Consider the following 22,691-nt stretch of genomic DNA (forward strand, 5'->3'; position numbering starts at 1 on the left):
CCCTGCCAGGAAAACCGGGTCGTCGCGCTGCGCCGGGCGGCGGACGTCACCGGGCGGGTGGTGGTCACCGTGTCGGCTCGACCACCGCCGCCTCGCCCGGGACGCCCCGGTCGACCTCGACCGGCGGGTCGCCCGCCCGCCGCCACGACCGGTAGTGCCGGAAGGCCATCGGCAAGCCCCGGGCGGCGTACGGGTCGGCGGCGTCCATCACCTGTAGGTGCAGGTGCGGCTGGGTGGAGTTTCCCGAGTTGCCGCAGTCGCCCAGCTTCTGCCCGACGCCGACCTCGTCGCCCACCGCCACCCGGACCGACCCGGCGCGCAGGTGGGCGAGCAGGACGTACCCCCGGTGCCCGGCCAGCTCGACGATCATGTGGTTGCCGGCGACGGCGCCCGCGCCCCGGCGGACCCGGGCCGCCTGGGTCAGCGCGTAGGACAGCAGCGTCGTCGGCGACCGGCGGGCTTCGTGGTCGGCCTCCCCGTCGTGCACCGCCACCACCCGGCCGGCGGCGGGGGCGAGGACCGGCCGCCCGAAGGCGAGGAACCGTTGCGGCGGCTCGGTCGCCAGCAGCGTCCGCCAGTCCCGGACGGTCGCCGTCCGTCGCCCCCGCACCGCCACGAAATCCATCGCGTACGTGGTGGCGAAGAGGTCGGTGCCGTGGCTGGGCACCCGCCGGGCGGGGCTGTTGCGGACCAGCCAGGTGCCCCGGAACGGCAGGGCGAGCGCGACCGGATCGGGGATCGACATCGGGCTCCTTGCGGGTGGGACGCCAACGGTACGACGCCACGGCCACCGGCATCCCGGGGGCGAATCCGGCCCGGTCGTGACGTTCCGCATCGGCCGGACAATTCTCCCGACGAAAACAGTACGCGCGTTCCGAATAGTCGGACCGGCGCGGTGGCGTTCAGTCCATCACCCGACAGGCGAGCTTATTGCCGAACTTAAATTCATAGATGATGCTCTCGATGGAGAAACGTTCTCCAATTGTCGAGAGGACGCAGATGAACAATTCCCTCCGAAGAACCCTCGCACTGGTCGGGGTGGGTGTCGTACTGCCGTTCATGGCCGTGCCGGCCAACGCGGCATCACCGCGACCGCTCAGCGTCGAGGCGGTGGCGGCCATGACGCCGGAACGACAGGCCACGGTGCTCGAACCCCTGCGGCTGGCGGCCGATGCCGTGGCCCAGGTCGGGCTAAGCACCCGGGCGGACATCTACACGCAGGTCGAGATGGCCGCCGACTACCGGTCGGTCAACGTCTACCTGACCGACGTGCGGCAGGGACGCGCCTTCATCGCCGCGGTCCGCCGGGTCAACCCCAAGGTGAACACCCGGCTGATCAACGTGGTGCAGAGCAGGAAGTCGCGGCAGCAGCTCCGGCAGGAGATCACCGCCCTCACCGAACGCACCGACCTGCCCTTCACGGTCGGCCTGGCGGGCAGCTCCGTCGACGGCAGCGTCATCGAACTCGCCGTGGACGACGCCCAGGCCGCGCACGCGTACCTCGCCTCGCCGGCCGTCGCGCAGCGGCGCGCCGCCGCCGACGCCACCGAGATCCGCGTCCGGCAGGCACCCCCGTCGAAGCCGCTGAGCCGCTGGAACGACACCTCCCCGTTCTACGCGGGAGCAGCCCTCGGGCCGGCCTACGGAAGCGAGTCGTACTGCACCAGCGGCATCCCCGCCGTCAGCACCTGGGACGGCCGGCAATGGCTGGTCACCGCCGGCCACTGCTACAACGTCGGTGACAACGTGTCGGCGGCCGGCGGCAATTACATCGGCCAGGTCAAGTACAAGCGGGCCGATCTCGACTCGGTATTCATCGAGGCGCCGACGTACCGATACACGTGGGACGGCGTCGACGCGACCGGCTACGCCCGCTATCTCAACGGCGTACGCAATGTGGCGGTCGGCGATTTCACCTGCCAGCTCGGATACAACTCGAAGGTCGTCTGCAACATCAGGACGGTTTACGCGGGCAATGCCAGCTGGACCGTCAACGGCACCACCGTCTGGGGCAGCTACGGCGTACCGAACGCCGGTGGCATCGTCGGTCGCGGTGGCGACAGCGGTGGGCCGGTCATCTACCTCAACGACCCCAACTCCCGCCAACTCAACGGCATCGTCAGCGTCGGCTACGGCTGCGGCGCGTCCGGGTGCACCACCGGACTGGGCTGGGTCGACGTATGGACGATCTTCAACGGCTTCTCCATCAAACTGAACCCGTCCTGACCTGACCGACGGGGTCCGGCGGGCACGGGTGACCGTGCCGCCGTCGTCCCCGACTGCGCCGGGGGCCACTCTCAGTTGACGGGAGTGGCCCCTGACCTCGGGCTGAGCCGTCTCACCACGGCACCTTCCCGTCGTCGTCGAAGAATCCGCCGCTGGGGCACTCCCGTCCCAGCGTGGCCAGCCGCACCACCACCGCCGCGCCCTCGGCCGGCGTCCGGGACAGCTGAAAGGGCAGCCCCTTGACGAAATCCGTGTCGCACGCGCCCGGCGCGATGGCGTTCACCAGGATCCCGTCGCCGGCCAGCGCCTTCGCGTACTGCACGGTCAGCATGTTCAACGCCGCCTTGGACACCGGATAACCCAGCGACGCCGGCATCCGGCTCAGATAGTGGGTCGCGTCGGTCGTCCACGCCATCGACGACGTGCCACTGGACACGTTCACGATCCGCGCACCGGCCGAGCGGCGCAGCAGCGGCAGCATCGCCTCGGTCACCGTCACCACCCCGAACAGGTTCGTCTCGAACACCTCCCGGATGCCGTCCAGCCGGGCCGCCCCCGGTGCCTGCGCCGTCAGGTCACCGCCGATCCCCGCGTTGTTGACCAGGATGTCCAGCCGGCCGAACCGGGCCCCGATCTCCTCGGCGGCAGCGGCGACCCCGGCCGGATCGGTCACGTCCAGCCGGACCGCCGACGCGCCCCCGATCTTCGCCGCCGCCTCCGCTCCCCGCTCAAGGTCGCGGGCACCGACCAGCACGGTGATCCCCAACTCGGCGAGGCCCTCGGCGACGGCCCGCCCGATCCCCTTGTTCGCCCCGGTCACCAGCGCGATGCGTGCTCCACTCATGCCCCCAGCCCATCACCGGCAGCGCCTGCGGACCAGGACCGAACCGGTCCGTGGCGATACCTTGGCGGTATGGATGACGTCGAGACGCGCGAACTGCGTTACTTCGTCGCGGTCGCCGAGGAACTGCACTTCGGCCGCGCCGCACAGCGCCTCGGCATCGCCCAGCCACCCCTGTCCCGAGCGATCCGCCTGCTCGAACGCCGGATGGGCGTCACGCTGCTGGACCGCACCAGCCGCGCGGTCCACCTCACCCCGCCCGGCGAGGTGCTGCTCACCGAGGCCCGCCGCGCGCTCGACGCGGTCGAGGCGGCGATCCGGCGTACCCGGAAAGCCGCCCGAACCACCCCGCGCCTGACCCTGGCCCTCAAACCCGGCGGCGACGCCGGACTGCTGCGCACCATCCTCGACCGCTACGCGGCATCTCCCGGCGCCGTCCCGGTCGACCTCGCCTTCCGGGTCGGCGAACGCGCCGCCATGGTCCGCGACGGCCGCGCCGACCTCGCCCTGCTGCACCGGCCGCAGAACGACCTGACCGGCCTGGACAGCGACGACCTGCACACGGAGGACCAGGTCGTGCTGCTGCCCGAGGGCCACCGGCTCGCCGAACGGGCCACCGTGTCGATGGCCGACCTGCACGGCGAGCCGATGCCCCGCTGGCCCGAAGCCCGCCCCGGCGTCACCGGCCACCCGGTCACCGACAGCAACCAACTGCTGCACCTGATCCAGCTCGGCCGCCTGATCGCGGTCGTCCCGGAATCGGTAGGCGAGTACCTGCCCCCGGGCCTGATCAGCCGGCCCGTCCTGGACGCCGACCCGGCCACCCTGGTCCTCGCCTGGTCGCAGACCAGCACGTCGCGCGAGGTCGCGGCCTTCGTCCGCGCTGCGGTTGCAGGCTGACACCGGCTCACCGCCGCAGCAACGCGCAGCACCTGCCCACCGACCGCGTCCAGCACCACGTCGACCCAGCGCGGCGCAGCCGCACGGACCCGCTCATACGTCAAAGCACTAGAGGGCACATCCGTCGATCGGATGTGCCCTCTGACCTCTGTCGGGGTGGCCGGATTCGAACCGACGACCTCTTCGTCCCGAACGAAGCGCGCTACCAAGCTGCGCCACACCCCGAGGCGTGCGGTGAAATAGTAGCCCACCCGCTCCGCCGATCAAACTCGGTACCCCCCGCTCCGGCGACGGCCAGGCCGGCACCCGACCCTGGCCTGCCCGCCCCCATGATCAGATTGCCGAAATGACGAAGACACGCCGTCACGACTGCGCGAAACGGCAATCTGATCATGGGGGCGGAGCGGTGGAGGCAGCAGAGCAGGGGCGGCAGAGCGGGGATCAGCGGGGGGTGAGGGTGAGGATGCTGGCCTCGGGTGGGCAGGCGAAGCGGACCGGGGCGGTGGGGTGGGTGCCGAGGCCCGCCGAGACGTGCAGCCAGGAGTCGGAGCCGGGCCAGCGGTGCAGGCCCTTCGCCATCGCCCTGGGCAGGCCGCAGTTGGTCACCAGCGCGCCGTAACCGGGTACGCAGACCTGACCGCCGTGGGTGTGCCCGGCCAGCAGCAGGCCGAAGCCGTCGGCGGCCATCTGGTCGAGCAGGGACGGTTCCGGGGCGTGGGCGAGCGCGATGGACAGGTCGGCGGCGGGGGTGACCGGGCCGGCGACGGCCGGGTAGTCGTCCTGCCCGATGTGCGGGTCGTCCACGCCGACCAGCTCGATCAGGCGGCCACCGGCCTTGATCGAGGTACGCGCGTTGTTGAGGTCCGCCCAGCCGGCCCCGGTGAGCACGTCCCGCAGTTCCTCGTACGGCAGGGCGGCGCCCTCGGTGTACTCCCGGCCGGGCAGGAAGTAGGTGAACGGGTTCTTCCAGACCGGCCCGGTGTAGTCGTTGGAGCCGAAGACGAACGCGCCGGGGTAGTCGAGCAGGGGTTGCAGGGCGCGCAGCACCCCGGGCACCGCGTCGGGGTGGGCCATGTTGTCCCCGGTGACCACCACCAGGTCCGGGTCGAGGGCGGCCAGCGACGCCACCCACTGCTGCTTGCGCCGCTGGTCGGGCATCATGTGCAGGTCCGACAGGTGCAGCACGCGCAGCGGCTCGGCGTCGGCCGGCAGCACCGGCACGTCGTACCGGCGCAGGGTGAACATGTTGCGTTCGACGAGGGACGCGTACGCCAGCGTGGCCGCCCCGGCGGCGACGGTCCCGGCGGCGAGGCCGAATAGTGTGCGCTTTCGCATGCCGACCAGGGTAGTTTGAGCGTCCATGAGCACGCTGAAGGACCGCCTGACCGCAGACATGCGCGCCGCCCTCAAGGCGCGCGACGAGCTGACCACCTCCACGTTGCGGATGGCGCTGGCCGCCGTCGGCAACGCCGAGGTCGCCGGCAAGGCCAAGCGCGAGCTCTCCGACGACGAGGTGCTCGCGGTGCTGACCAAGGAGGCGAAGAAGCGCCGGGAGGCGGCTGCCGCGTTCGCCGACGCCGGCCGCGCCGAGCAGGCCGACAAGGAGACCGCCGAGGGCGCGGTGCTCGACCGCTACCTGCCGAAGCAGCTCTCGGAGCAGGAGCTGACGGAGCTGGTGTCGGGAGCGTTGGCCGCGGGCGGCTTCACCGAGAAGTCCCAGATGGGCCCGGCGATGAAGGCGGCCCAGGCTGCGGTGGCCGGCCGGGCCGAGGGTGGTCGCGTCGCCGCCGAGGTACGCCGACAGCTCGGCCTCTGACCCACCGTCACGCCGGTCGGTCCGCTCACCGGTACGTCGGACACGCGACGGGCGGGCACCCCGTGTGGGGTGCCCGCCCGTCGTCGTCGGTAGGGGTCAGTTGCCGTTCGGTGGCCGGCCCCCGGGTCCTCCCGGTCCTCCCGGCCCGCCGGGCGTGTTGCCGCCCTGGTTCGGGGTGCTGCCGCCGCCGCTGCTCACCTCGATGGTGACCACGCCGCCCTTGATGGTGCGGCCGTTGGGGCTGGTGCCGGCGACGGTGCCGGCCGGGCACTCCGAGGCGATCTTGTTGTCGGAGACGACGACGGAGAAGCCGGCCTCCTTGAGCTTGCCCCGGGCGCCGTCCACCGACTGGCACTTCACGTTCGGGATGGAACGCTGGTCACCGTTGATGATCTTGCCGTTGGGTGGGGTGAACTCGATGCCGGGCTTGCCCTTCATGGCGTCCCGCAGCGTCTGGTAGACCGCCGGGTTGATGCCGGTCGGCGTCTCGTCGTGACCCATCCTCTGGTTGGTCTGCGGCCAGTCCGGGTCGGCCATGATGCCGGCCACCGCGAACTGCTTGGTCATCACCACCAGGGCCGAGGTCTTGTCACCGTCGGTGGTGCCGGACTTGCCGGCCACCGGCTTGCCGACGATGCCCCGGACGTTGCGGGCGGTCGCCCCGGAGCACTTGGAGACCGACGACCGGTCACCGACCGGGCAACGGGCGGCGTCCACGGCGGCCCGGGCCACCTCGGTGGAGATCCGCTGCTCGCAGCGCGGGTTGGCGACGTCGAGCTTGTTGCCCTCCGGGTCCTTGATCTGCTGCACCGGGATCGGCTCGCAGTACTTCCCGTCGGCCGCCAGGGTGGCGTAGGCGTTCGCCAACTCCAGCGGGGTGGTCTGGGAGACACCCAGGGTGAACGCGCCCCACTGGTTCGCGCCGCCCTCCTTGGTGGCCCGGCGGGCGTCGTCGCTGCTGCGGAAGGTGATGCCGAGCTTCTGCGCCGCCTTGATCACGTTCTCCGCGCCGACCTGCTGCTCCAGCGGGACGAAGTAGGTGTTGACCGAGCTGCCGAAGGCGGTCCACATGTTGTGCACGCCGGCCATGCTCGCCGAGGCGTTCTTGGGGCAGTAGAAGTGCGTCCCCGGGCAGGCGGCGGGCGAGTTCTGCTCGACGATGTACTCCGACTTGAAGACCGGCGGCGAGTTGATCGGGTAGGCGAGCGGGATGCCCTTCTCCAGCGCGGCCACCATGGTGAACATCTTGAACGTCGAGCCGGCCTGGTAGCCGGTGATGCCCTGGCCGCCGCTGAGCAGCGGGTTCACCGTGTTGGGGTAGTTGCCCCGGATCTTCTTCTTGGCCTTCTTGGGGTCGCTGGAGTACTTGTTCTGCGGCTTCTTCGGGTCATCGATCTTGAAGTTCCGGTTGACCGACAGCGCGCGTACCCGACCGGTGCCCGGCTCGATCGCGGCGACCATCCGGGCGGCCTTGCTGTTCACCCCGAGGTTCTTGCGGACGGCCCGGTCGGCACCGTTCTGCGCCTGCACGTCGAGCGTGGTGGTGATGGTGTAGCCGCCGCTCTTGAGCCGCCGCTCCCGGTCGTACGTGGTGGAGCCGAAGGTCTCCTGCCCGAGCCACCAGCGGTAGAAGTAGTCGCAGAAGAAGCCCCAGTCCTTCTGGTTGGTGGCGACGCAGCCGTTCGGGGTGCGCTTGTCCTTCACCACCAGCTTGGTCGCCTTGGCGGCGTCCCCCTCCTGCTGGGTGACGGCCTTCGTCTTGATCATGTTGTCGATGACGTAGTTACGCCGGTCGAGCGCGAGCGGGTAACCGCTGCGGGTGGTCGGATCGTTGGTGGTGGGCGCCTTGACCATGCCGGCCAGTAGCGCCGCCTCCTCGATCTTGAGGTTCTTGGGGGACTTGCCGAAGTACACCTGGCTGGCGGCGAAGACGCCGTACGCGCCGTTGCCGAAGGAGGCGAGGTTCAGGTAACGGGTGAGGATCTCGTCCTTCGAGAACTCCTTGTCGACCTGGAGGGCCAGCCGCATCTCGCGGATCTTGCGGGAGCTGGTGTCCTCGGTCGCGGCCACCACGTCGGCCGGGTGGGTGGCCGAGTAGGCGATGGCCAGCCGGACGTACTGCATGGTCAGGGTGGACGCACCCTGCTGCGAGTTGGTGCCGGACTGGTTGTTGACGAAGGCCCGCGCCACGCCGTTGATGTCCACGCCGTTGTGCTTGTAGAAGTCGTGGTCCTCGGCGGCGATGATCGCCTTCTGCATGTACGGGGAGATGTCCGCGAGCTTCACGTCGCGCCGGTTCTCGTCGTACATGGTCGCCAGCGGGGTCTTGCCGTCGTTGGCGAGCAGGTAGGTGATCTGTGGCGCGCGGGCCACAGTCAGCTCCTTGGGCAGCGCTCCGAAGGTCTCGGCGCCGGCCTTGGCCGCCAGGCCGGACATCGCCACCGCGGGGAAGGCCGCCGCCGCCACCACCACACCGGCCAGCAGGCCGCAGATCAGTAGCGATGCGGCGTTGGTGAAGACATTGTGGTCACGTTTCCGCATCCAGGTCACCTCGACAGGGTACGCGAGTAGGGAACGAGGGGCGCCGGGGCGTTCTTTCCCCATTTCCTGCGCGCGCCGACCTCGTTGTGCTAAACGCACGACCCCCGCTGCGAGGTTGCGGGTGACCGCGCCGAGTCTCCACCGATCGGTGGAGCCCGCGCAGCGTTTTCACGTACTCCGACGGGGTAAGCGGCGATCGAAGGCCCGGGAAGCCGGGACTGTCCGGAATGTTGGATTTCGTCGACAACGTTGCGTAATCATGCGACTACAGAGCATGATGGTGGCGGCGACACGAGCCACACGTCGTCCGTGCCTCCTTGGGGAAGGAACGGGCCGGACGACCGGGGGGAACGACGGCTGGTCGCACGAGTCGGTTGGTACTGCAAGGGGGGACGTGTACAGATGGGGATGATCACTGACTGGCCGTCGCTGGCGGCGTGTCAGAACGGGGACCCGGACGCGTTGTTCGTACAGGGCGCCGAGCAGAACGTCGCGAAGCGGATCTGCCGAAGCTGCCCGGTGCGCTACGAATGCCTGGCCGACGCGCTCGACAACCGCATCGAGTTCGGCGTGTGGGGTGGCATGACCGAACGGGAACGCCGCGCCCTGCTGCGCCGGCACCCGCAGGTGGCGAGCTGGCGCAAGATGTTCGAGGCGGCGATGAAGAAGAACGCCAAGGACCGCAGCGGCAAGGACAAGATCCTGGTCACCGCCGCCGGCTGAGACCCGACCGTGGTCCGACCGGACCACGGTCCGCCCGGCGCGGGCCCGGCCAGGTGGACCGGCCCGCAGGTCAGGGGTGGCTGATCGCCGCGCCGATCGTCCGCAGCCCGTCGACGTCGTGCACGTCGGCGGGCTGCGCCGTCACCGACACCGTCGGCACCGCCGGGAACGCCTCGGTGAACCGCCGGGCCACCTGCTGCTCGCGGGCCGCCTGCTGCGCCAGCCCGGCGTGCGCCCGCAGCACGTCGACCGTGACGTCGTGCCCGCCCAGATCGGCCAGCCGGTCGGCCGCCGCCCGGCTGGCCGCCGGGTCCAGGCCCACCGCCGGCCGGTGCACCCGGTTGAGCACCAGCCCGGCCAGCGGCATCCGCTCCGCGCCCAACCGCCCGGCGAAGTAGGCAGCCTCCCGGACCGCGTCCGGCTCCGGCGTCGCCACCAGCAGGAACGCCGTCTCGCTGGCCTGGAGGATCCGGTACGTCTGCTCGGCCCGCTGCCGGAACCCGCCGAACATCGAGTCGAGGGCCGCCACGAAACCGGAGAGGTCGGTCAGCAGCTGCGCCCCGAGCACCTTCTGCACCACCTTGGAGAACATCCCGAAGCTGGCGGTGACGAAACTGAACATGCTCCGCCCCCCGCTGCGGGCCGGGGCGAGCAGCAGCCGCAGCATCCGGCCGTCGAGGAAGCGGGAGAGCCGGGCCGGGGCGTCGAGGAAGTCCAGCGCCGAGCGGGACGGCGGGGTGTCCACCACGATCAGGTCCCACTCGCCCCGGGCGTGCAACTGGCCGAGCTTCTCCATCGCCATGTACTCCTGCGTGCCGGCGAAGGTGGAACTCATGGCCTGGTAGAACGGGTTGGCGAAGATCTCCGCCGCCTTCGCCGGGTCGGTGTGCTGGAGCACCACGTCGTCGAAGGTGCGCTTCATGTCCAGCATCATGGCGTGCAGCTCGCCGCCGCCCTCGACGTCGATCCCCTTGACCCGGCGGGGGGTGTTGTCCAGCTCGGTCAGGCCGAGCGACTGGGCCAGCCGGCGGGCCGGGTCGATGGTGAGCACCACCGTGCGCCGGCCGTGCCGCTCGGCCGCCCGCAGCGCCAGCGCCGCCGCGGTGGTCGTCTTGCCCACCCCACCTGCGCCACAGCAGACCACGATGCGCACGCCGGGGTCGGCGAGGATCTGGTCGACGTCCAGCACGGGCGCCGCGTCTTCGGAAGGCACCAATCGAGCGTATCGGGCCGGTGGGGTCCGTGCGTCCGGGCCGACGTGAGGTGTGCGTCAATCCGCCCGACGGAGGATCTCGGCGAACGCCGCCAGCCCGGCCGAATCCACCCCGTCGGGCAGCAACGGCAGCTCGGTGACCGGCCGCCCCAGCTCCACCAGGTCGGTCCGCAGCGAATCCTCCAGCTCCCGGCGTACCTGCTGGTCCCGCGCCTCGCCGGCCAGCCCGGCCACGGTCGCCTGGTCGGTCGGCAGGCCGGCGGCGGCCAGCCCGCGCCGCAGCTCGGCCCGGGTCACCACCCGGCCGGTGGTCGACGGCGGGCGGGCCGCGTTGACGATCACCCGGCCCACCGGGAAGCCGAGCTGGGTCAGCTCGGCGATCGCGTCCACCGTCTCCTGGACCGGCATCTCCTCCAGCAGCGTCACCACGTGCACCGCGGTCATCGGGGAGCGCAGCAGCGCCGACACCCCGTCGCTCTGGGTCTTGATCGGGCCGACCTTCGCCAGCCGGGCGGTCTCGGCGGTGACGTTGAGGAAGCGACCGATCCGGCCGGTCGGCGGGGCGTCCAGCACCACCGCGTCGTACACCCGGCGCTGGCCGGCGGTGCGGGTGGTGGCCTCCTTGACCTTGCCGGTGAGCAGCACGTCCCGCAGGCCCGGGGCGATGGTGGTGGCGAAGTCGATCGCGCCGAGCTTGCGCAGCGCCCGGCCGGCCGCGCCGAGTTTGTAGAACATGTCGAGGTACTCCAGCAACGCCTCCTCGGCGTCCACCGCGAGGGCGCGCACCTCGCCGCCGCCGGGGGCGTCGACGAGGTGCCGCTCGGCGTACGGGAGGGGGTCGACCCCGAAGAGCTGGGCGATGCCCTGCCGGCCCTCCACCTCGACCAGCAGGGTGCGGCGGCCGCCGGCGGCCAGGGCGAGCGCCAGCGCCGCCGCCACGCTCGTCTTGCCCGTGCCGCCCTTGCCGGTCACCACGTGCAGGCGGGACGGCCACCCGGTACCGGCCGGGTCGGCCGGCCGCTCAGCTGCTCGCACCGGTCGAGCCTATCCACCCCGCGCGGTCAGCCGACCTCGCAGACCCACCAACCCGTCTTCCGTACGACGGTGAACCGCAACGGCTGCTCGGCGATCTTCTCGTCGGCGGTGGTCATGGTGAGGGTGGTGGAGACGGTGGCCCGGTCACCGTTCTGGCTGTCGACTGTCGGGCTGGACCAGCGGAACCGCGGGTTGATGTAGGTGGTGGCGTACCGCTGCACCTCGGCCACCTTGGCGTTGATCTTCTGCGGGTCGCGCGATTCCGCGCAGACGAAGGCGGTCGCCTTGGCGGCGTCGCGTTCCTGGTAGACGGCGGTGAGGAAGCCGTCCACCGCCACCGTCGGCTCCTTGGCCCCCTCGCCGCCCTCGGCGTCGCGCAGGGTCAGGAAGGCGAGCGTCCCACCGCCGCCGCAGAGCACGACCGCCGCCGCCAGCGCGAGCCAGGCGACCAGCGGGCCGCGCCGCCGGGCCGGGGTCGCCGCCCGGTACCCGGGATGCCCCGCCGACGGCGGCGCGCCGACACCGGACGGGGGGAGGCCGGGGGCGGTCGTACCGCCCGGGTCTGGTGGGTCCTGCCGTGGCGGTGGGCCGCCTGGCGATCCGCTCGCGCCACCGAACGGTGGATGGGTCATGTGGTCCCCCGGGGGATGGGGCGCCGTCGCCGCCCCTGGCGACGACGCGGGTACGGGCGCGGCGGGCGACCCCTGATCGCCCGTCCGAGGCGCAAGGGTAACGGTCGATGGGCGGCGCGTGGCGGACCGCTCACGACCTGCGGTGGGTCGCGATCGCCTTCCGGACCAAGCGAGTGTCGCATATGTGACTTTGTGTGATCAAGCGTGCGCGTCTCGTTGTCCCTGCCCCGGGTGGGGTCCTACGTTCGTCCGGGTGTGGGGGAGCGGATCGGGTCGGCGCCCGGTCCGGACGGCGGTCATTCACGGTACGAGGCCGGAGGAAGGTACATGCGCGACGCGGAGAACATCGCCCGAGCCCACTTCTCAGCACCAGGAGACCGGGGGAGGCGGGGAGGTTCGGCCGGCGACGCGGACGCCCCGGGCGTGGGGCTGCCGATGAACGAGCGCTCCTACCGGCGCTGCGCCGAACCCACCGAGGTGCTGCGGATGCTCGGCCGCCCCGGTGACCGCAGCCGGGACGACGAGGAGCCCGGCTACGTCATCCACCTGCCGATCCGGGTGGCCGACCTGGCGGCGGCGACCGCGCTGGCCGGGACCGTGGCCACCTCGCTGGGCTTCCTCGTCGAACTCGACGCCGGCGAGACCACCGTCTCCACCGCCGACGACCAGAACAACAGGCACCGGGTCTTCTGCGACCTGCTGCTGCCCGACCGGTCCCGCTGCCCCCAGCCGTACGACCACGCCGGGCAGTGCGGTGAGCTGCCCACCGCCCCCGAGCAGCGTCCCGCGCCCCGGCCGTCACCCGGACCGTAGGCTGTCGACGACACAGTCCACGCCAGGCAAGGGAGCCTTCCACCGATGCAGAAGTGGGAATACGCCACGGTCCCGCTGCTGGTCCACGCGACCAAGCAGATCCTCGACAACTGGGGCGAGGACGGTTGGGAACTCGTCGCCGTGATCCCCGGCCCGAACCCGGACCAGTTGGTCGCGTACCTCAAGCGTCCCAAGGGCTGAAGGGGTCCGACGATGAGCAACGGACCCCACGCCAAGCTGGCCGAACTCGGCCTGGCCCTGCCCGACGTGGTGCCGCCGGTGGCCAGCTACGTGCCAGCCGTGCAGTCCGGTCAGCACGTCTACGTCTCCGGTCAACTGCCGGTGGCCGAGGGGAAGCTGCTCGCCACCGGCCAGGTCGGCGCGGGTGTCTCGCCCGAGCAGGCCAAGGACCTCGCCGAGCGGTGCGCGCTGAACGCCCTCGCCGCCGTCGACTCGCTGGTCGGCCTGGAGAACATCGTCAAGATCGTGAAGCTGACCGGCTTCGTGGCCTCGGCGCCGGGCTTCCACGGCCAGCCGGCCGTGATCAACGGAGCCTCGGACCTGCTCGGCGCGGTCTTCGGGGAGGCCGGCCGGCACGCCCGCTCCGCCGTCGGGGTGGCCGAGCTGCCGCTGGACGCCCCGGTCGAGATCGAGTTGATCGTCGAGGTGGCCTGACCGCACCGCCACTCCCCGCGAGGTGACCCGACCGGTCGGTCGAAAGCCGTGAAGGACCACAAACCAGTGGGCCGGTTCGGCAAGATCGCGGGGAGTGGCGCACAGGGTCGTACGATCGCAGCCATGACCGGGCATGTGACGGCACCGCCGGCCGCGCCGGCCGACCGGCTGCCGCAGTGGGTGACGTTGCTGCGCGCCCCCAACCCGGGGCCGATGACCCTGGAGGGCACCAACACCTGGCTGCTGCGCGCCCCCGACGCGGCACGGGCGGTCGTCGTCGACCCCGGCCCGGCCGACGAGGGGCACCTCGCCGCCGTGGCCGCGTCCGGGCCGGTCGGGCTCGTGCTGATCACCCACGGGCACCCCGACCACACCGAGGGCGCCCCCCGGCTGAGCGACCTGATCGGCGGGGTCCCCGTGCTCGCCGTCGACCCGGCACACACCGTCGGCGGGGACCCGCTGACCGGGGCCGCCGGGCAGCTCGACGGGTACGGGCTGGGCATCGACCTGATCGCCACCCCCGGGCACACCGCCGACTCCGTCTGCCTACAGGTGTCGTACGGCACCGAGCGGGTGGTGCTGACCGGGGACACCATCCTCGGCCGGGGCACCACCGTCGTCGCCCACCCCGACGGCCACCTCGGCGACTACCTGACCAGCCTGGAGCGGCTGTCGGCGTACCAGGGAATCCCGGCGCTGCCCGGCCACGGCCCGGCGCTCGCCGACTGCGGCGCGGCGGCCGACTTCTACCTCGCCCACCGCCGGGCCCGGCTCGACCAGGTCCGGGCCGCCGTCGACGCGGGCGCGCGCACCGCACCCGAGGTGGTGGCGACCGTCTACGCCGACGTGGACCGGTCGCTGTGGTGGGCCGCCGAGTGGTCCGTCCGCGCCCAACTGGAGTACCTGGGAGTGGAGCAGCCGTGACCTGCCCGGTGTGCGGCACGCTCGCCGTCCCGGGCGCGCGGTTCTGCCACAACTGCGGCGCGGCGCTGCCGGCCGCCGCCGGCCTGCCCACCGCCGAACGCCGGGTCGTCACCGTCCTCTTCGGCGACCTGTCCGAGTTCACCTCCTGGTCGGAGGACCTCGACCCGGAACGCGTCGGCGCGGTCACCGACCGGGTGCTCGCCGCGCTCGCCGGCGCGGTGAAGACGTTCGGCGGGCACGTCGACAAGCTCACCGGCGACGGCATCATGGCGGTCTTCGGCGCGCCCGTGGCCCACGAGGACGACGCCGAACGGGCCGTCCGGGCCGCCCTGTCGATGCAGCGGGCGGTGCGCCGGGTGCTCGACGACGAACGCGGCGGCGGCGCACCGCTCGGCCTGCGGGTCGGGCTGAACACCGGCGACGTGATCGCCGGTATCCAGGCCGCCATCGAGTACACGGTCATCGGGGACACGGTGAACACCGCCGCCCGGCTGGCCGACGCCGCCGCCGTCGGCGCGATCTACGCCGGTGCCCGCACCTCGTCGGCCACCCGGCACGTCGCCTCCTGGCGGGTGCTGCGCCCGCTGCGGCTCAAGGGCAAGCGCGAGCCGGTCGAGGCGTACGAGCTGCTGGGCCTGCTCGACGCCCCGGGCACCCGGTCGGGGCTCGGCGACGAGGCGCCCTTCGTGGGGCGGGAGACCGAGATCGGCCGGGTCGCCGGCCGGCTCGCCGAGGTGATCGACCGGGGCGAACCCCGGGTGCTGCTGATGACCGCCGAGGCGGGAATCGGCAAGTCCCGGTTCGCCGCCGAGGTGGAACGCCTCGCCGCCGGCTACGACGTCGGCGCGGGCCGGTACGCCGCGCACAGCGGGGCCCGGGTGCTCTCGGTGCGCTGCGCCGCCTTCGGTGAGCGCCGCCGGCTGGCCCCGCTGGCCGACCTGGTCCGGGCCGCCGTCGGTCTGCCTAGCGACACCTCCACCGCGCTCACCCGGCCGGCCGTGGAGGAACGGCTGCGCCGGCTCGCCCAGCGGCTCGGCCGGCTGCGCGCCGACGCGCCACCGCTCGCCGGTGACCAGCTCCTGGCCCTGCTCGGGTACGCCGAACTGCCCGCCGGCAGCCCCGGTGAACAGGGCGGCTGGGGGGCCACCCCGCCGGCCGCCGACGCCGAGGCGGTGCCGGTCGCGGTGGCCGGGCTGCTCAGCGCCCTGGCCGCCGAGGCGCCGCTGGTGATCGTGGTCGACGACCTGCACGACGCCACCGGCGAGACGATCGCCGCCCTCGGCGCGACGCTGTCCCGGCTCACCGGACCGGTCCTGGTGATGCTGCTGGGCCGCCCGGAGCTGGTCCGGACCGCCGGGGCGTTGACCTGGATCGCCGACGCCGAGGTGCAACCGTTGCCGCCGCTGCGCGGCGCGGACGCCTCCCGCCTGCTCACCAGCTATCTCAACGGCGGCAGGCTGCCCCAGGCCGACGCCGACCGGCTGCTCGCCACCGCCCAGGGCAACGCCTTCTACCTGGCCGAACTGGTCACCCTGCTGCGGGAACGGGGGGCGTTGACCGCCGGCCCCGACGGTGGCTGGCGGCTCGTGCCCGGGTCGCTGGGCAGCCGGCTGCTCTCCCGGGACCTCGCCGCCGTGCTGGCCGCCCGCATCGACGCGCTCCCGCCGGAGGCCCGGTCGGTGCTGCGGGACGCCGCCGTGGTCGGCGACGTGGTGCCCACCGGCGCGTTGGAGGCGCTGCGTGAGCAGCGGTCCGGGCCGGCCGGCCGGCCCGGCGCGGTGGCCGCCGTCGAGCTGGAACGGGCCGTGGAGGAGCTGCTGCAACGCCGGATGCTGCACCGCACCCGCAGCGGTTTCGCGTTCGCCACCCCGCTGATGCGGGAGGCCGCCTACGCCGGGGTGAGCAAGGCCGAACTCGCCGAACGGCACGCCGCGCTGGCCCGCTGGGCGACAGGCGTCCCCGGCGCGTCGGTCGCCCCGCCGGGCGGGTTCACCGACGCGGCCCGCGACGACTTCGTGGCCGAGCAGGTCGAGCGGGCCGCCGTCCTCGCCGACGCGGTGAAGCTCCGGCCGGACTCGCCGGCCCGGACGGTCGCCGGCCTCGGGGTGGCCGCGCTGGGCCGGGCCGCCCGCCGGGCGTTGCAGGCCGGCGAGCCGGCACTGGCCGTCGAGTACACCGAACGCGCCGCCGACCTGGCCCGCGACGGGCTGCCGCCGGCCGACCGGGTGGTGCACGCACGGGCGCTGCTCCAGGTCGGCCGGGTCGGTGACGCGCTCGCCTTCGCCGAGAAGATCGCCGCCAACGCCGGTGACGACGCCGGCACCCGGGCCAGCGCCCTGCTGCTCGCCGGTCAGGCCCACCAGACCCAGGGCGACCAGGCCCGCGCGGTGGCCAGCTGGCAGGAGGCGTTGCAGGTAGCCACCGCCGGGGAGGTCACCAACCTGCGGGCGTCGGCGATGCGCCGGCTCGGGATGGCCGACTTCGTCGCCGGCCGGCTCGGGCAGGCGAGCAGCCGGCTCGCCGCCTCCTACCAGATCAGCCTCGCCGCGAAGGACCCGCGCGGGCAGGCGTGGGCGTTGCAGAACCTCGCCTGGGTCACCACCACCCGGGGGGACTTCGCCGGCACCGACGCGGTGCTCGGCCGGGCCGCCCGGCTCTTCGCCGAGCTGAAGGACCCGTACGGGCGGGCCTGGCTGCGCGGCACCACCGCCTTCGCCCGGCTGCTGGCCGGCCGGCTGGGGGAGGCCTGCCGGCTGGCCGGGATCTTCCTGCCGTTCGGGGAACGGGTCGGCGAGGCGTGGGCGGTGGGCACACTGCGCGCGGTCGAGGCGTTCGCCGGGGCGGAACTGGGCGAGGTGGCCGAGGCCGACCGGTCGGCCCGCCGGGCGTACCGGGACTTCGCCGCCGTCTCCGACGACTGGGGGCGGGGGTTCGCCCTGGTCGTGCGGGGGGTGGTGGCGCGGGGGCTGGGCGAGCCGGAGCACGCCGCCGACCTGTTCACCGACGCTCTCGCGTACGCCGGGCGGACGTCGCACCCGCTGCTGACCGGGATGGCCGGCACGCTGCGCGGCTTCGTGGCGCTGGACATGGGCGATTGCGAGACCGCCGAGCGGGACGCCCGTGCGGTGCTGACCGCCGTGGAACCGCACAACCCGCAGGCCCCGGCGCAGGCCGCCCCCCGGGTGCTGCTCGCCACCGCCCGGCTCGCCGCCGGTGACCCGGCCACCGCGGTCGGGTTGCTCGCCCCGGTGGCGACGACCGCCGCGAAGACGCCGACCCTGCTGTTCTCCCGCCGGCAGACCCTCGCCCGGTACGCTTCCGCGCTGCTCGCCCACGGTCAGACGGAACAGGCGTTGGACTGGGCCCGACGGGCGGTCGCCGCCCCGGCGGAGGACGTCCGCAGCCAGGTGATCGGCGCCGGGGTGCTGGCCGAGGCGCTGGCGGCCTGCGGCCTCCCGGCCGAGGCGCTGGCCAGCGCGCAGGAGGCGGTGCGGCTGGCCTACGCCACCGAGCAGCGCAGCGAACGGGCCAGCGCCGACGCCCTGGCGGCCCGGCTGGCCGCCGGGGTCTGACCGGGACGGTCGGCGGGTGCCGGCGGTGGTCCGCCGGGCGCGATCGTCCGCGGACGGCAGGTCTGTCGGTTCCGGGGATGTGCGCCTGTCGGCCGGGACGGTTAGCGTGTCACTTCACGCGACCGCCACTCGGTGCCGGTCGCGCCGTCGGGTGGGGGGCAGGATGAGGTTGCCGCGTTCGGGCGCCGGTTGGACGATCGCGGTCTTCGGGGTGCTCGCGGTGCTGCTCGGTGCGCTCGGGCTGGTGTGGCCGGAGGCGCAGCTGCGGATGCTCGGCTTCGAGGTGCCGGCGACCCGGGCACCGGGCGACTACACCGGCACGTTCCTCACCGCGTCCTCGATGGCCTCGTTCAACATGGGCGTCTACTACCTGTTGGCGGTGGCGACCGAGTGGCGGGCGTTCTACCGGTTCACGGTGGTCTTCCGGCTGGTCACCTTCACCGTCTTCACGCTGACCGTGCTGGCCGACGTGGCACCGGACCGGTTCATCGGGGTGGCGCTGTGGGAGGGTGCGGGCGCGGTGGCGACGGCGCTCGGCCTACGCTTCGACGCCCGCCGATCCGCAGGTGGGGGCGGTAGCGCTCCCAACTCGACACCGTCCCAGGTCAGCGGCGTCTCCGGGGGCGCGACGAGCCGGGCGGCCGCCGCCGGTCCGGCCACCGCCGCCGGTACGGACCGCTGAGCGCCCCGGCGGAACGGGTATTTTCGAGCCGTGACCGAGACCCCGCCCGGCGCCCTCCGGCTGCCCAATGTGCCCGGTCTGACCGACCTGCAGGTGTTTGCCCGGGGCGGCTACGCCACCGTCTACCGGGCCACCCAGATCTCCGTCGGTCGGGAGGTCGCCGTCAAGGTGGAGAACCGCACCCTGGACAACGAACGCGACCAGGCCCGGTTCCTGCGGGAGGCGCGGGCGGCCGGGCGGATGTCCTCGCACCCGCACGTGGTCGACCTCTTCGACGTCGGGGTGACCGTCGACCAGCACCCCTACCTGATCATGGAGTTGTGCGACGGGTCGTACGCGGAGCGGATGCGCACCTCGCCGCTCGACGCGTCCGAGACCCGTGACCTCGGCATCAAGATCGCCGACGCGCTGGCCCACTCGCACGCGGCCGGGGTGCTGCACCGCGACGTCAAGCCCGCCAACATCCTGCACTCGCACTTCAACTCGGCGGTGCTCGCCGACTTCGGGCTGGCCGTGCTGGCCGAGGCGCGGGACGCCTCGGTCACCCTGGAGGTGCTCACCCCGGCCTACGCCCCGCCGGAGATGTTCAACCACAGCCCGCCGTCACCTGCCGTCGACGTGTACGCCCTCTGCGCCACCCTCTACGCGGTGATGACCGGACGCCCCCCGCGCTGGCAGTCCGAGCGCAACCCGAGCCTGGTCACCGTGCTGGAGCTGTTCCACCACCCGATCCCCGACCTGCCGGGAGTGCCCACCGAGCTGGTCGACGTGCTGCGCGCCGGGATGTCCAACGACCCCGACGCCCGCCCCTCCGCCCTCGAACTGCGCGACCTGCTCACCGCGCTGCCCGTCGACCCGGCCCCCGCCCCGGTCAGCGGCGCCCCGGTCTCCGGCGGGCCGTCCGGGGGCACCGGCAGCGGTGGGCCGTACACCCTCGGGTGGACCACCAGCCAGCCCGGACGGATCACCGGGCAGCCCGCCCAACGCCCCCCGACCCAGGACGACCACCCGACCGTGCCGCACGGCGCACGTCGGCGGCGGCGCTGGTTCTTCGGCGGGGCCGGGGTGCTCGCCCTGGCCGCCTCGGCGAGCGCCGGGGCCTGGGTCGCCGGTGGCGCGCCGCCGCTGGCCGGGCCGACCGCCGCCCCGTCGACCGTCGGCTCGTCCAGCCCGGCCGCCCGCTGGGGCACCCTGCCCGGCTGCGCCTCCGACGGCACCGCCGCGGTCCTGCCACCCGGCGCCCGGTGCGCCCCCGTGCTGGAGTGCTTCGGCCCCGTCCGGCTGCGCGGCGACCGGGCCGAGGCCGCCCAGGTCTCCTGCGAGGGGCGGCACACCTGGGAGACTTACGTGGAGGGACAGTTGCCGGCCGCGCTGGCCACCGCCGGGCACGCCACGATCAGCGCCGACCCGACCGTCCGGTCGGTGTGCAACGCGCGGACGTTCCGGCTGACCAGCGGGATCGACTACACCAACGGCTGGCGGCTCGAAGTGCTGCCACCCGGCGAGCAGGATCTCGACCGCACCTACCGCTGCCTGGCCGGGCGGGGCGTGGACGCCCTGGTCGCCCCCACCCTCACTGGTCGCTGACCTCGCGCATCCGGTGCAGCCGGCTCAGCACCGCCGCGCTGTCCAACGCGTCGAGGGTGTCGGCGTCGAGGAACGAGCCCGGCTCCAACTGCCCCGGCGGGGGCGGCACGGCCGGTGTCTCCCGGTCGTCGCGTTCGCGCAGCGCCGCCAGCGCGGTGCCGGTCACCGTCGCGAAGAGGACACCGAGCAGCGCCAACCCCACAGTCATGATGCCGGCGGGATGCCGGAAGACCAGCGCCACCACCACCGCGCCGGTCGCCAGCGCCGCGACCACCGCCACGGTCCGCGCGTCCGGTCTCAGGAATCGCCTCACCCGCCAAGCATGGCCTTTTCGGGCGTGCTGTCAAACCGTACGGCCCGGTGTGGTTGACCGTTCTGCCTAGAGTGACAAACGTCGAGATGCCGTCCCGGTGGGTGGCCCCGCCGTTTCCGGGGCCACGCCGGCCGCGCCGCCGGCCGGGCGGCGCGACGGAGATGGACCCGAGCCGCTACCCTCGGTGTCCCCCAGGCTGTCCGTCAGCGAGGTGCGCCGATGAACCACATCTCCACCCGCCACCGGGTCCGATCGGTCACCACCACCCTGGCGGTGGCCCTGACCCTCACCCTGGCCGCCGCCGCCGGCTGCGAGAACCGCCGTGAGCCGTCGCTGCCCTCGGTCCGCGACAAGCTGCGCGAGTCGCACATCGACGGTCAGCCGAAGATCAAGATCGGGGTGGCCACCACCGAGCCGTTGATGGGCGAGCTGCGCAACGGTGTGCACTCCGGCTTCGACGTGGAGATCGCCCGCTACGTCGCCTCCTACCTCGGCTACGAGGGTGACCAGCGCATCGAGTGGGTCTCGGTGACCACCGAGGACCGCATCCCCGCCCTCCAGGGGGGCGTGGTCGACCTGGTGGTCTCCAGCTTCTCCATCACCGAGGAGCGGGAGAAGCTGGTCAGCTTCGCCGGGCCGTACTTCGTCACCACCCAGGAGGTGATGGTGCCGACCCGGCTCAGGGACAAGATCCGCACCATCGAGGACCTCCGCGAACCGGCCTACAAGGTGTGCACCAGCGGCGGCTCCACCACCGAGGCCGAGCTGGCCAAGCACGACGTCAAGGCGCTGGTGGTCAAGGAGGTCGGCGACTGCGTCAAAGGCATCCGGGAGGGCCGCTACGACGCGGTCAGCTCCGACGAGACGATCCTCGCCGGGTTCCTCTCCCTCTACCCGACCGAGTTCGAGATCGTGGACATGCCCTTCGGCACCAGCGAACTGCTCGGCATCGGGGTGCCGATCGGTGACCCCGCCCTGCGCGACCTGGTCGCCTTCGCCCTCCAGAAGAGCTACCTCCAGGGCCGCAGCGGGATCAGCAGCCCGTGGCTCACCGCCTACAACAAGTCCCTCGGCCCGTGGTTGAAGGCGGACAAGGCACAGCCCCAGCCGCTGAACGTGCCGGAACTGGTCGACTTCGACGACAAGGCGCCGACCCGGTGACCGCCCCGGCCGTACCGCAGGATCTGGGCGCCACCACCGTTGCGGTGCGCGACGGCTGGGACCCGGCGGTGGAGCGGCGGGCGCGGGCCAGCCAGTCGTTCTGGACGGCCGTGGTCGGGGTGCCCGCCATCTTCTCCGTGCTGCGGCTCGGCGTCGAGGCGGGCGGCGAACTCCAGACCACGCTGCTGCTGGTGGCGAACGTCGGGCCGGTGAACCTGCTCGCCGGCTTCCTCACCACCGCCGCCCGGCTGCTCTCCACCGGCCTGGTCGCGGTCTTCGCGCTCGGCGCGGTGCTGCGGGTCAGCGTCGAACGGATGCCGCCCACCGTCCGTCGCCCGCTCTTCGTCCGCTGGGCGGACCTCACCCCGGCCTGGTTCGTGCTGGCCAGCTTCCTCACCGCCCTGGTCACCTGGCAACTGCTCTACCTGCCGTTGCTGCTGCCGGCGTTCGTCGCCGCCTTCCAGCTCACCCCGGCCCGCCTGCACGAGCACGTCGTACCCCGGACGCTGATCGTGGTGGCGCTGCTCGGCGGCTACGGGTGGCTGCTCGCCCCCACCCTCGTCGACGCGTGGCAGCAACGGGAACTGCTCGTCCTGGCGCTGCTCGTCGCCCCGCCGCTGCTCGCCCTCGCGGTCACCGGCCCGCTGCCCGGGGCGGTGATCCGGCCGCTCGCGTCGGTCACCGAGGCGGCGGTGCTGGCCATGCTGGTCTGGGCGGCGCTGCCGGTGATCACCACCCCGGTGCTGCCGCTCACCGTGACCACCGTGGAGTCGAGCCCCGGAGTCACCGAGGACGTCCGGGGGCACGTGGTCACCGTGGACGACGTCAACATGGTGCTGCTCCAGGAACGCGGCGGCGTCCGGTACGTGCCGGTGGACGACGTCCGCGCCCAGGTGCTCTGCCCCAGCGAGGAGGAGCTGCCCCGGCACCGGCTGCGCATCCGCGACTACCACGTCGAGGACTCGCTGCTGGAGGGGCTGGGCCGGCGGGTGCGCCCGGTGCACCGTACCGACGCGGCCTGCCGCGCCGTGCGCTGA

21 protein-coding genes and 1 tRNA gene are annotated in these 22,691 nt (G+C 73.0%); 13 read left to right on the forward strand and 9 right to left on the reverse strand.

Annotated features, from left to right (window positions below; all coding sequences use genetic code 11):
* Positions 1-64: 64 nt before the first annotated feature.
* Entirely contained in the window at positions 65-745 is a 681-nt protein-coding gene (locus B5D80_RS34780) for a M23 family metallopeptidase (protein WP_088643819.1), read from the reverse strand.
* A gap of 254 nt (positions 746-999) precedes the next feature.
* On the opposite strand from B5D80_RS34780, the gene B5D80_RS11480 reads away from it, so the two are divergent.
* On the forward strand, positions 1,000-2,226 hold the full coding sequence (locus tag B5D80_RS11480) for a chymotrypsin family serine protease (protein WP_144081644.1): 1,227 nt from the start codon (positions 1,000-1,002) through the stop codon (positions 2,224-2,226).
* 112 nt (positions 2,227-2,338) lie between these two features.
* On the opposite strand, the gene B5D80_RS11485 is transcribed toward B5D80_RS11480, so the two are convergent.
* Complete coding sequence (locus B5D80_RS11485; RefSeq protein ID WP_088643821.1) at positions 2,339-3,070, reverse strand: SDR family oxidoreductase; 732 nt, start codon at positions 3,068-3,070, stop codon at positions 2,339-2,341.
* A 69-nt stretch (positions 3,071-3,139) separates the two neighbouring features.
* On the opposite strand from B5D80_RS11485, the gene B5D80_RS11490 reads away from it, so the two are divergent.
* A complete protein-coding gene (locus tag B5D80_RS11490) occupies positions 3,140-3,967 on the forward strand; it encodes a LysR family transcriptional regulator (protein ID WP_088643822.1) in 828 nt (275 codons plus the stop codon).
* 151 nt (positions 3,968-4,118) lie between these two features.
* On the opposite strand, the gene B5D80_RS11495 is transcribed toward B5D80_RS11490, so the two are convergent.
* A tRNA-Pro gene (locus tag B5D80_RS11495) sits at positions 4,119-4,192 on the reverse strand.
* 216 nt (positions 4,193-4,408) lie between these two features.
* Positions 4,409-5,302, reverse strand: a complete 894-nt coding sequence (locus B5D80_RS11500; RefSeq protein WP_088643823.1) for a metallophosphoesterase — start codon at positions 5,300-5,302, stop codon at positions 4,409-4,411.
* 25 nt (positions 5,303-5,327) lie between these two features.
* Between B5D80_RS11500 and B5D80_RS11505 the strand changes: the two genes are divergently transcribed.
* A complete protein-coding gene (locus tag B5D80_RS11505) occupies positions 5,328-5,783 on the forward strand; it encodes a GatB/YqeY domain-containing protein (protein ID WP_088643824.1) in 456 nt (151 codons plus the stop codon).
* A gap of 96 nt (positions 5,784-5,879) precedes the next feature.
* Here B5D80_RS11505 and B5D80_RS11510 read toward each other — a convergent pair whose 3' ends face one another.
* Entirely contained in the window at positions 5,880-8,324 is a 2,445-nt protein-coding gene (locus tag B5D80_RS11510; RefSeq protein WP_088643825.1) for a penicillin-binding protein, read from the reverse strand.
* Positions 8,325-8,726: 402 nt separating this feature from the next.
* On the opposite strand from B5D80_RS11510, the gene B5D80_RS11515 reads away from it, so the two are divergent.
* A complete protein-coding gene (locus B5D80_RS11515) occupies positions 8,727-9,047 on the forward strand; it encodes a WhiB family transcriptional regulator (protein WP_088643826.1) in 321 nt (106 codons plus the stop codon).
* 70 nt (positions 9,048-9,117) lie between these two features.
* Here B5D80_RS11515 and bagB read toward each other — a convergent pair whose 3' ends face one another.
* Genes bagB through B5D80_RS11530 form a run of 3 tightly spaced genes read right to left on the reverse strand, consistent with a single transcriptional unit; the run spans position 9,118 to position 11,927 of the window.
* Positions 9,118-10,263: an ArsA family ATPase gene (bagB, locus tag B5D80_RS11520; RefSeq protein ID WP_211291463.1), complete on the reverse strand. Its 1,146-nt coding sequence runs from the start codon at positions 10,261-10,263 to the stop codon at positions 9,118-9,120.
* 54 nt (positions 10,264-10,317) lie between these two features.
* Positions 10,318-11,295, reverse strand: coding sequence for an ATPase BagA (gene bagA / locus B5D80_RS11525; RefSeq protein ID WP_088643828.1), 978 nt, complete (start codon positions 11,293-11,295; stop codon positions 10,318-10,320).
* Positions 11,296-11,321: 26 nt separating this feature from the next.
* Positions 11,322-11,927 (reverse strand): Rv0361 family membrane protein, encoded by a 606-nt coding sequence (locus tag B5D80_RS11530; protein ID WP_088643829.1) that lies wholly within the window; start codon positions 11,925-11,927, stop codon positions 11,322-11,324.
* A gap of 327 nt (positions 11,928-12,254) precedes the next feature.
* On the opposite strand from B5D80_RS11530, the gene B5D80_RS11535 reads away from it, so the two are divergent.
* The 7 genes from B5D80_RS11535 (at position 12,255) to B5D80_RS11565 (ending at position 20,180) form a co-directional block, all read left to right on the forward strand.
* Positions 12,255-12,740 carry a hypothetical protein gene (locus B5D80_RS11535; protein WP_088643830.1) on the forward strand — a complete coding sequence of 162 codons (486 nt, stop codon included), beginning with the start codon at positions 12,255-12,257 and terminating at the stop codon, positions 12,738-12,740.
* A 45-nt stretch (positions 12,741-12,785) separates the two neighbouring features.
* Positions 12,786-12,941, forward strand: coding sequence for a Sp36 family protein (gene sp36 / locus B5D80_RS11540; protein WP_088643831.1), 156 nt, complete (start codon positions 12,786-12,788; stop codon positions 12,939-12,941).
* A 12-nt stretch (positions 12,942-12,953) separates the two neighbouring features.
* Entirely contained in the window at positions 12,954-13,415 is a 462-nt protein-coding gene (locus B5D80_RS11545) for a RidA family protein (RefSeq protein WP_088643832.1), read from the forward strand.
* Between the two features lie 123 nt (positions 13,416-13,538).
* Positions 13,539-14,339, forward strand: a complete 801-nt coding sequence (locus B5D80_RS11550) for an MBL fold metallo-hydrolase (protein WP_088643833.1) — start codon at positions 13,539-13,541, stop codon at positions 14,337-14,339.
* Positions 14,336-17,911 (forward strand): adenylate/guanylate cyclase domain-containing protein, encoded by a 3,576-nt coding sequence (locus tag B5D80_RS11555; protein WP_088643834.1) that lies wholly within the window; start codon positions 14,336-14,338, stop codon positions 17,909-17,911. The genes B5D80_RS11550 and B5D80_RS11555 overlap by 4 nt, the downstream gene beginning before the upstream one ends.
* Positions 17,912-18,074: 163 nt before the next feature.
* Complete coding sequence (locus B5D80_RS11560) at positions 18,075-18,593, forward strand: hypothetical protein (RefSeq protein ID WP_088643835.1); 519 nt, start codon at positions 18,075-18,077, stop codon at positions 18,591-18,593.
* A 30-nt stretch (positions 18,594-18,623) separates the two neighbouring features.
* Positions 18,624-20,180, forward strand: coding sequence for a serine/threonine-protein kinase (locus B5D80_RS11565; RefSeq protein WP_088643836.1), 1,557 nt, complete (start codon positions 18,624-18,626; stop codon positions 20,178-20,180).
* Here the strand turns inward: B5D80_RS11565 and B5D80_RS11570 are convergent.
* Positions 20,167-20,493 carry a hypothetical protein gene (locus B5D80_RS11570; RefSeq protein ID WP_144081645.1) on the reverse strand — a complete coding sequence of 109 codons (327 nt, stop codon included), beginning with the start codon at positions 20,491-20,493 and terminating at the stop codon, positions 20,167-20,169. The genes B5D80_RS11565 and B5D80_RS11570 overlap by 14 nt on opposite strands.
* 219 nt (positions 20,494-20,712) lie before the next feature.
* Between B5D80_RS11570 and B5D80_RS11575 the strand changes: the two genes are divergently transcribed.
* Both B5D80_RS11575 and B5D80_RS11580 read left to right on the forward strand, forming a co-directional pair.
* Positions 20,713-21,654: a transporter substrate-binding domain-containing protein gene (locus B5D80_RS11575; protein WP_088643838.1), complete on the forward strand. Its 942-nt coding sequence runs from the start codon at positions 20,713-20,715 to the stop codon at positions 21,652-21,654.
* Complete coding sequence (locus B5D80_RS11580) at positions 21,651-22,691, forward strand: hypothetical protein (protein WP_088643839.1); 1,041 nt, start codon at positions 21,651-21,653, stop codon at positions 22,689-22,691. Before B5D80_RS11575 ends, B5D80_RS11580 begins: the two co-directional genes overlap by 4 nt.

Source organism: Micromonospora wenchangensis, from assembly GCF_002210435.1.
GTDB classification, from domain to species: domain Bacteria; phylum Actinomycetota; class Actinomycetes; order Mycobacteriales; family Micromonosporaceae; genus Micromonospora; species Micromonospora wenchangensis.

Excerpts from the sequence above, each read along its gene's own strand:
- B5D80_RS34780 (WP_088643819.1), bottom strand. The coding sequence starts at position 745 with ATGTCGATCCCCGATCCGGTCGCGCTCGCCCTGCCGTTCCGGGGCACC.
- B5D80_RS11480 (WP_144081644.1), top strand. The coding sequence starts at position 1,000 with ATGAACAATTCCCTCCGAAGAACCCTCGCACTGGTCGGGGTGGGTGTC.
- B5D80_RS11485 (WP_088643821.1), bottom strand. The coding sequence starts at position 3,070 with ATGAGTGGAGCACGCATCGCGCTGGTGACCGGGGCGAACAAGGGGATC.
- B5D80_RS11490 (WP_088643822.1), top strand. The coding sequence starts at position 3,140 with ATGGATGACGTCGAGACGCGCGAACTGCGTTACTTCGTCGCGGTCGCC.
- B5D80_RS11500 (WP_088643823.1), bottom strand. The coding sequence starts at position 5,302 with ATGCGAAAGCGCACACTATTCGGCCTCGCCGCCGGGACCGTCGCCGCC.
- B5D80_RS11505 (WP_088643824.1), top strand. The coding sequence starts at position 5,328 with ATGAGCACGCTGAAGGACCGCCTGACCGCAGACATGCGCGCCGCCCTC.
- B5D80_RS11510 (WP_088643825.1), bottom strand. The coding sequence starts at position 8,324 with ATGCGGAAACGTGACCACAATGTCTTCACCAACGCCGCATCGCTACTG.
- B5D80_RS11515 (WP_088643826.1), top strand. The coding sequence starts at position 8,727 with ATGGGGATGATCACTGACTGGCCGTCGCTGGCGGCGTGTCAGAACGGG.
- B5D80_RS11530 (WP_088643829.1), bottom strand. The coding sequence starts at position 11,927 with ATGACCCATCCACCGTTCGGTGGCGCGAGCGGATCGCCAGGCGGCCCA.
- B5D80_RS11535 (WP_088643830.1), top strand. The coding sequence starts at position 12,255 with ATGCGCGACGCGGAGAACATCGCCCGAGCCCACTTCTCAGCACCAGGA.
- sp36 (WP_088643831.1), top strand. The coding sequence starts at position 12,786 with ATGCAGAAGTGGGAATACGCCACGGTCCCGCTGCTGGTCCACGCGACC.
- B5D80_RS11545 (WP_088643832.1), top strand. The coding sequence starts at position 12,954 with ATGAGCAACGGACCCCACGCCAAGCTGGCCGAACTCGGCCTGGCCCTG.
- B5D80_RS11550 (WP_088643833.1), top strand. The coding sequence starts at position 13,539 with ATGACCGGGCATGTGACGGCACCGCCGGCCGCGCCGGCCGACCGGCTG.
- B5D80_RS11560 (WP_088643835.1), top strand. The coding sequence starts at position 18,075 with ATGAGGTTGCCGCGTTCGGGCGCCGGTTGGACGATCGCGGTCTTCGGG.
- B5D80_RS11575 (WP_088643838.1), top strand. The coding sequence starts at position 20,713 with ATGAACCACATCTCCACCCGCCACCGGGTCCGATCGGTCACCACCACC.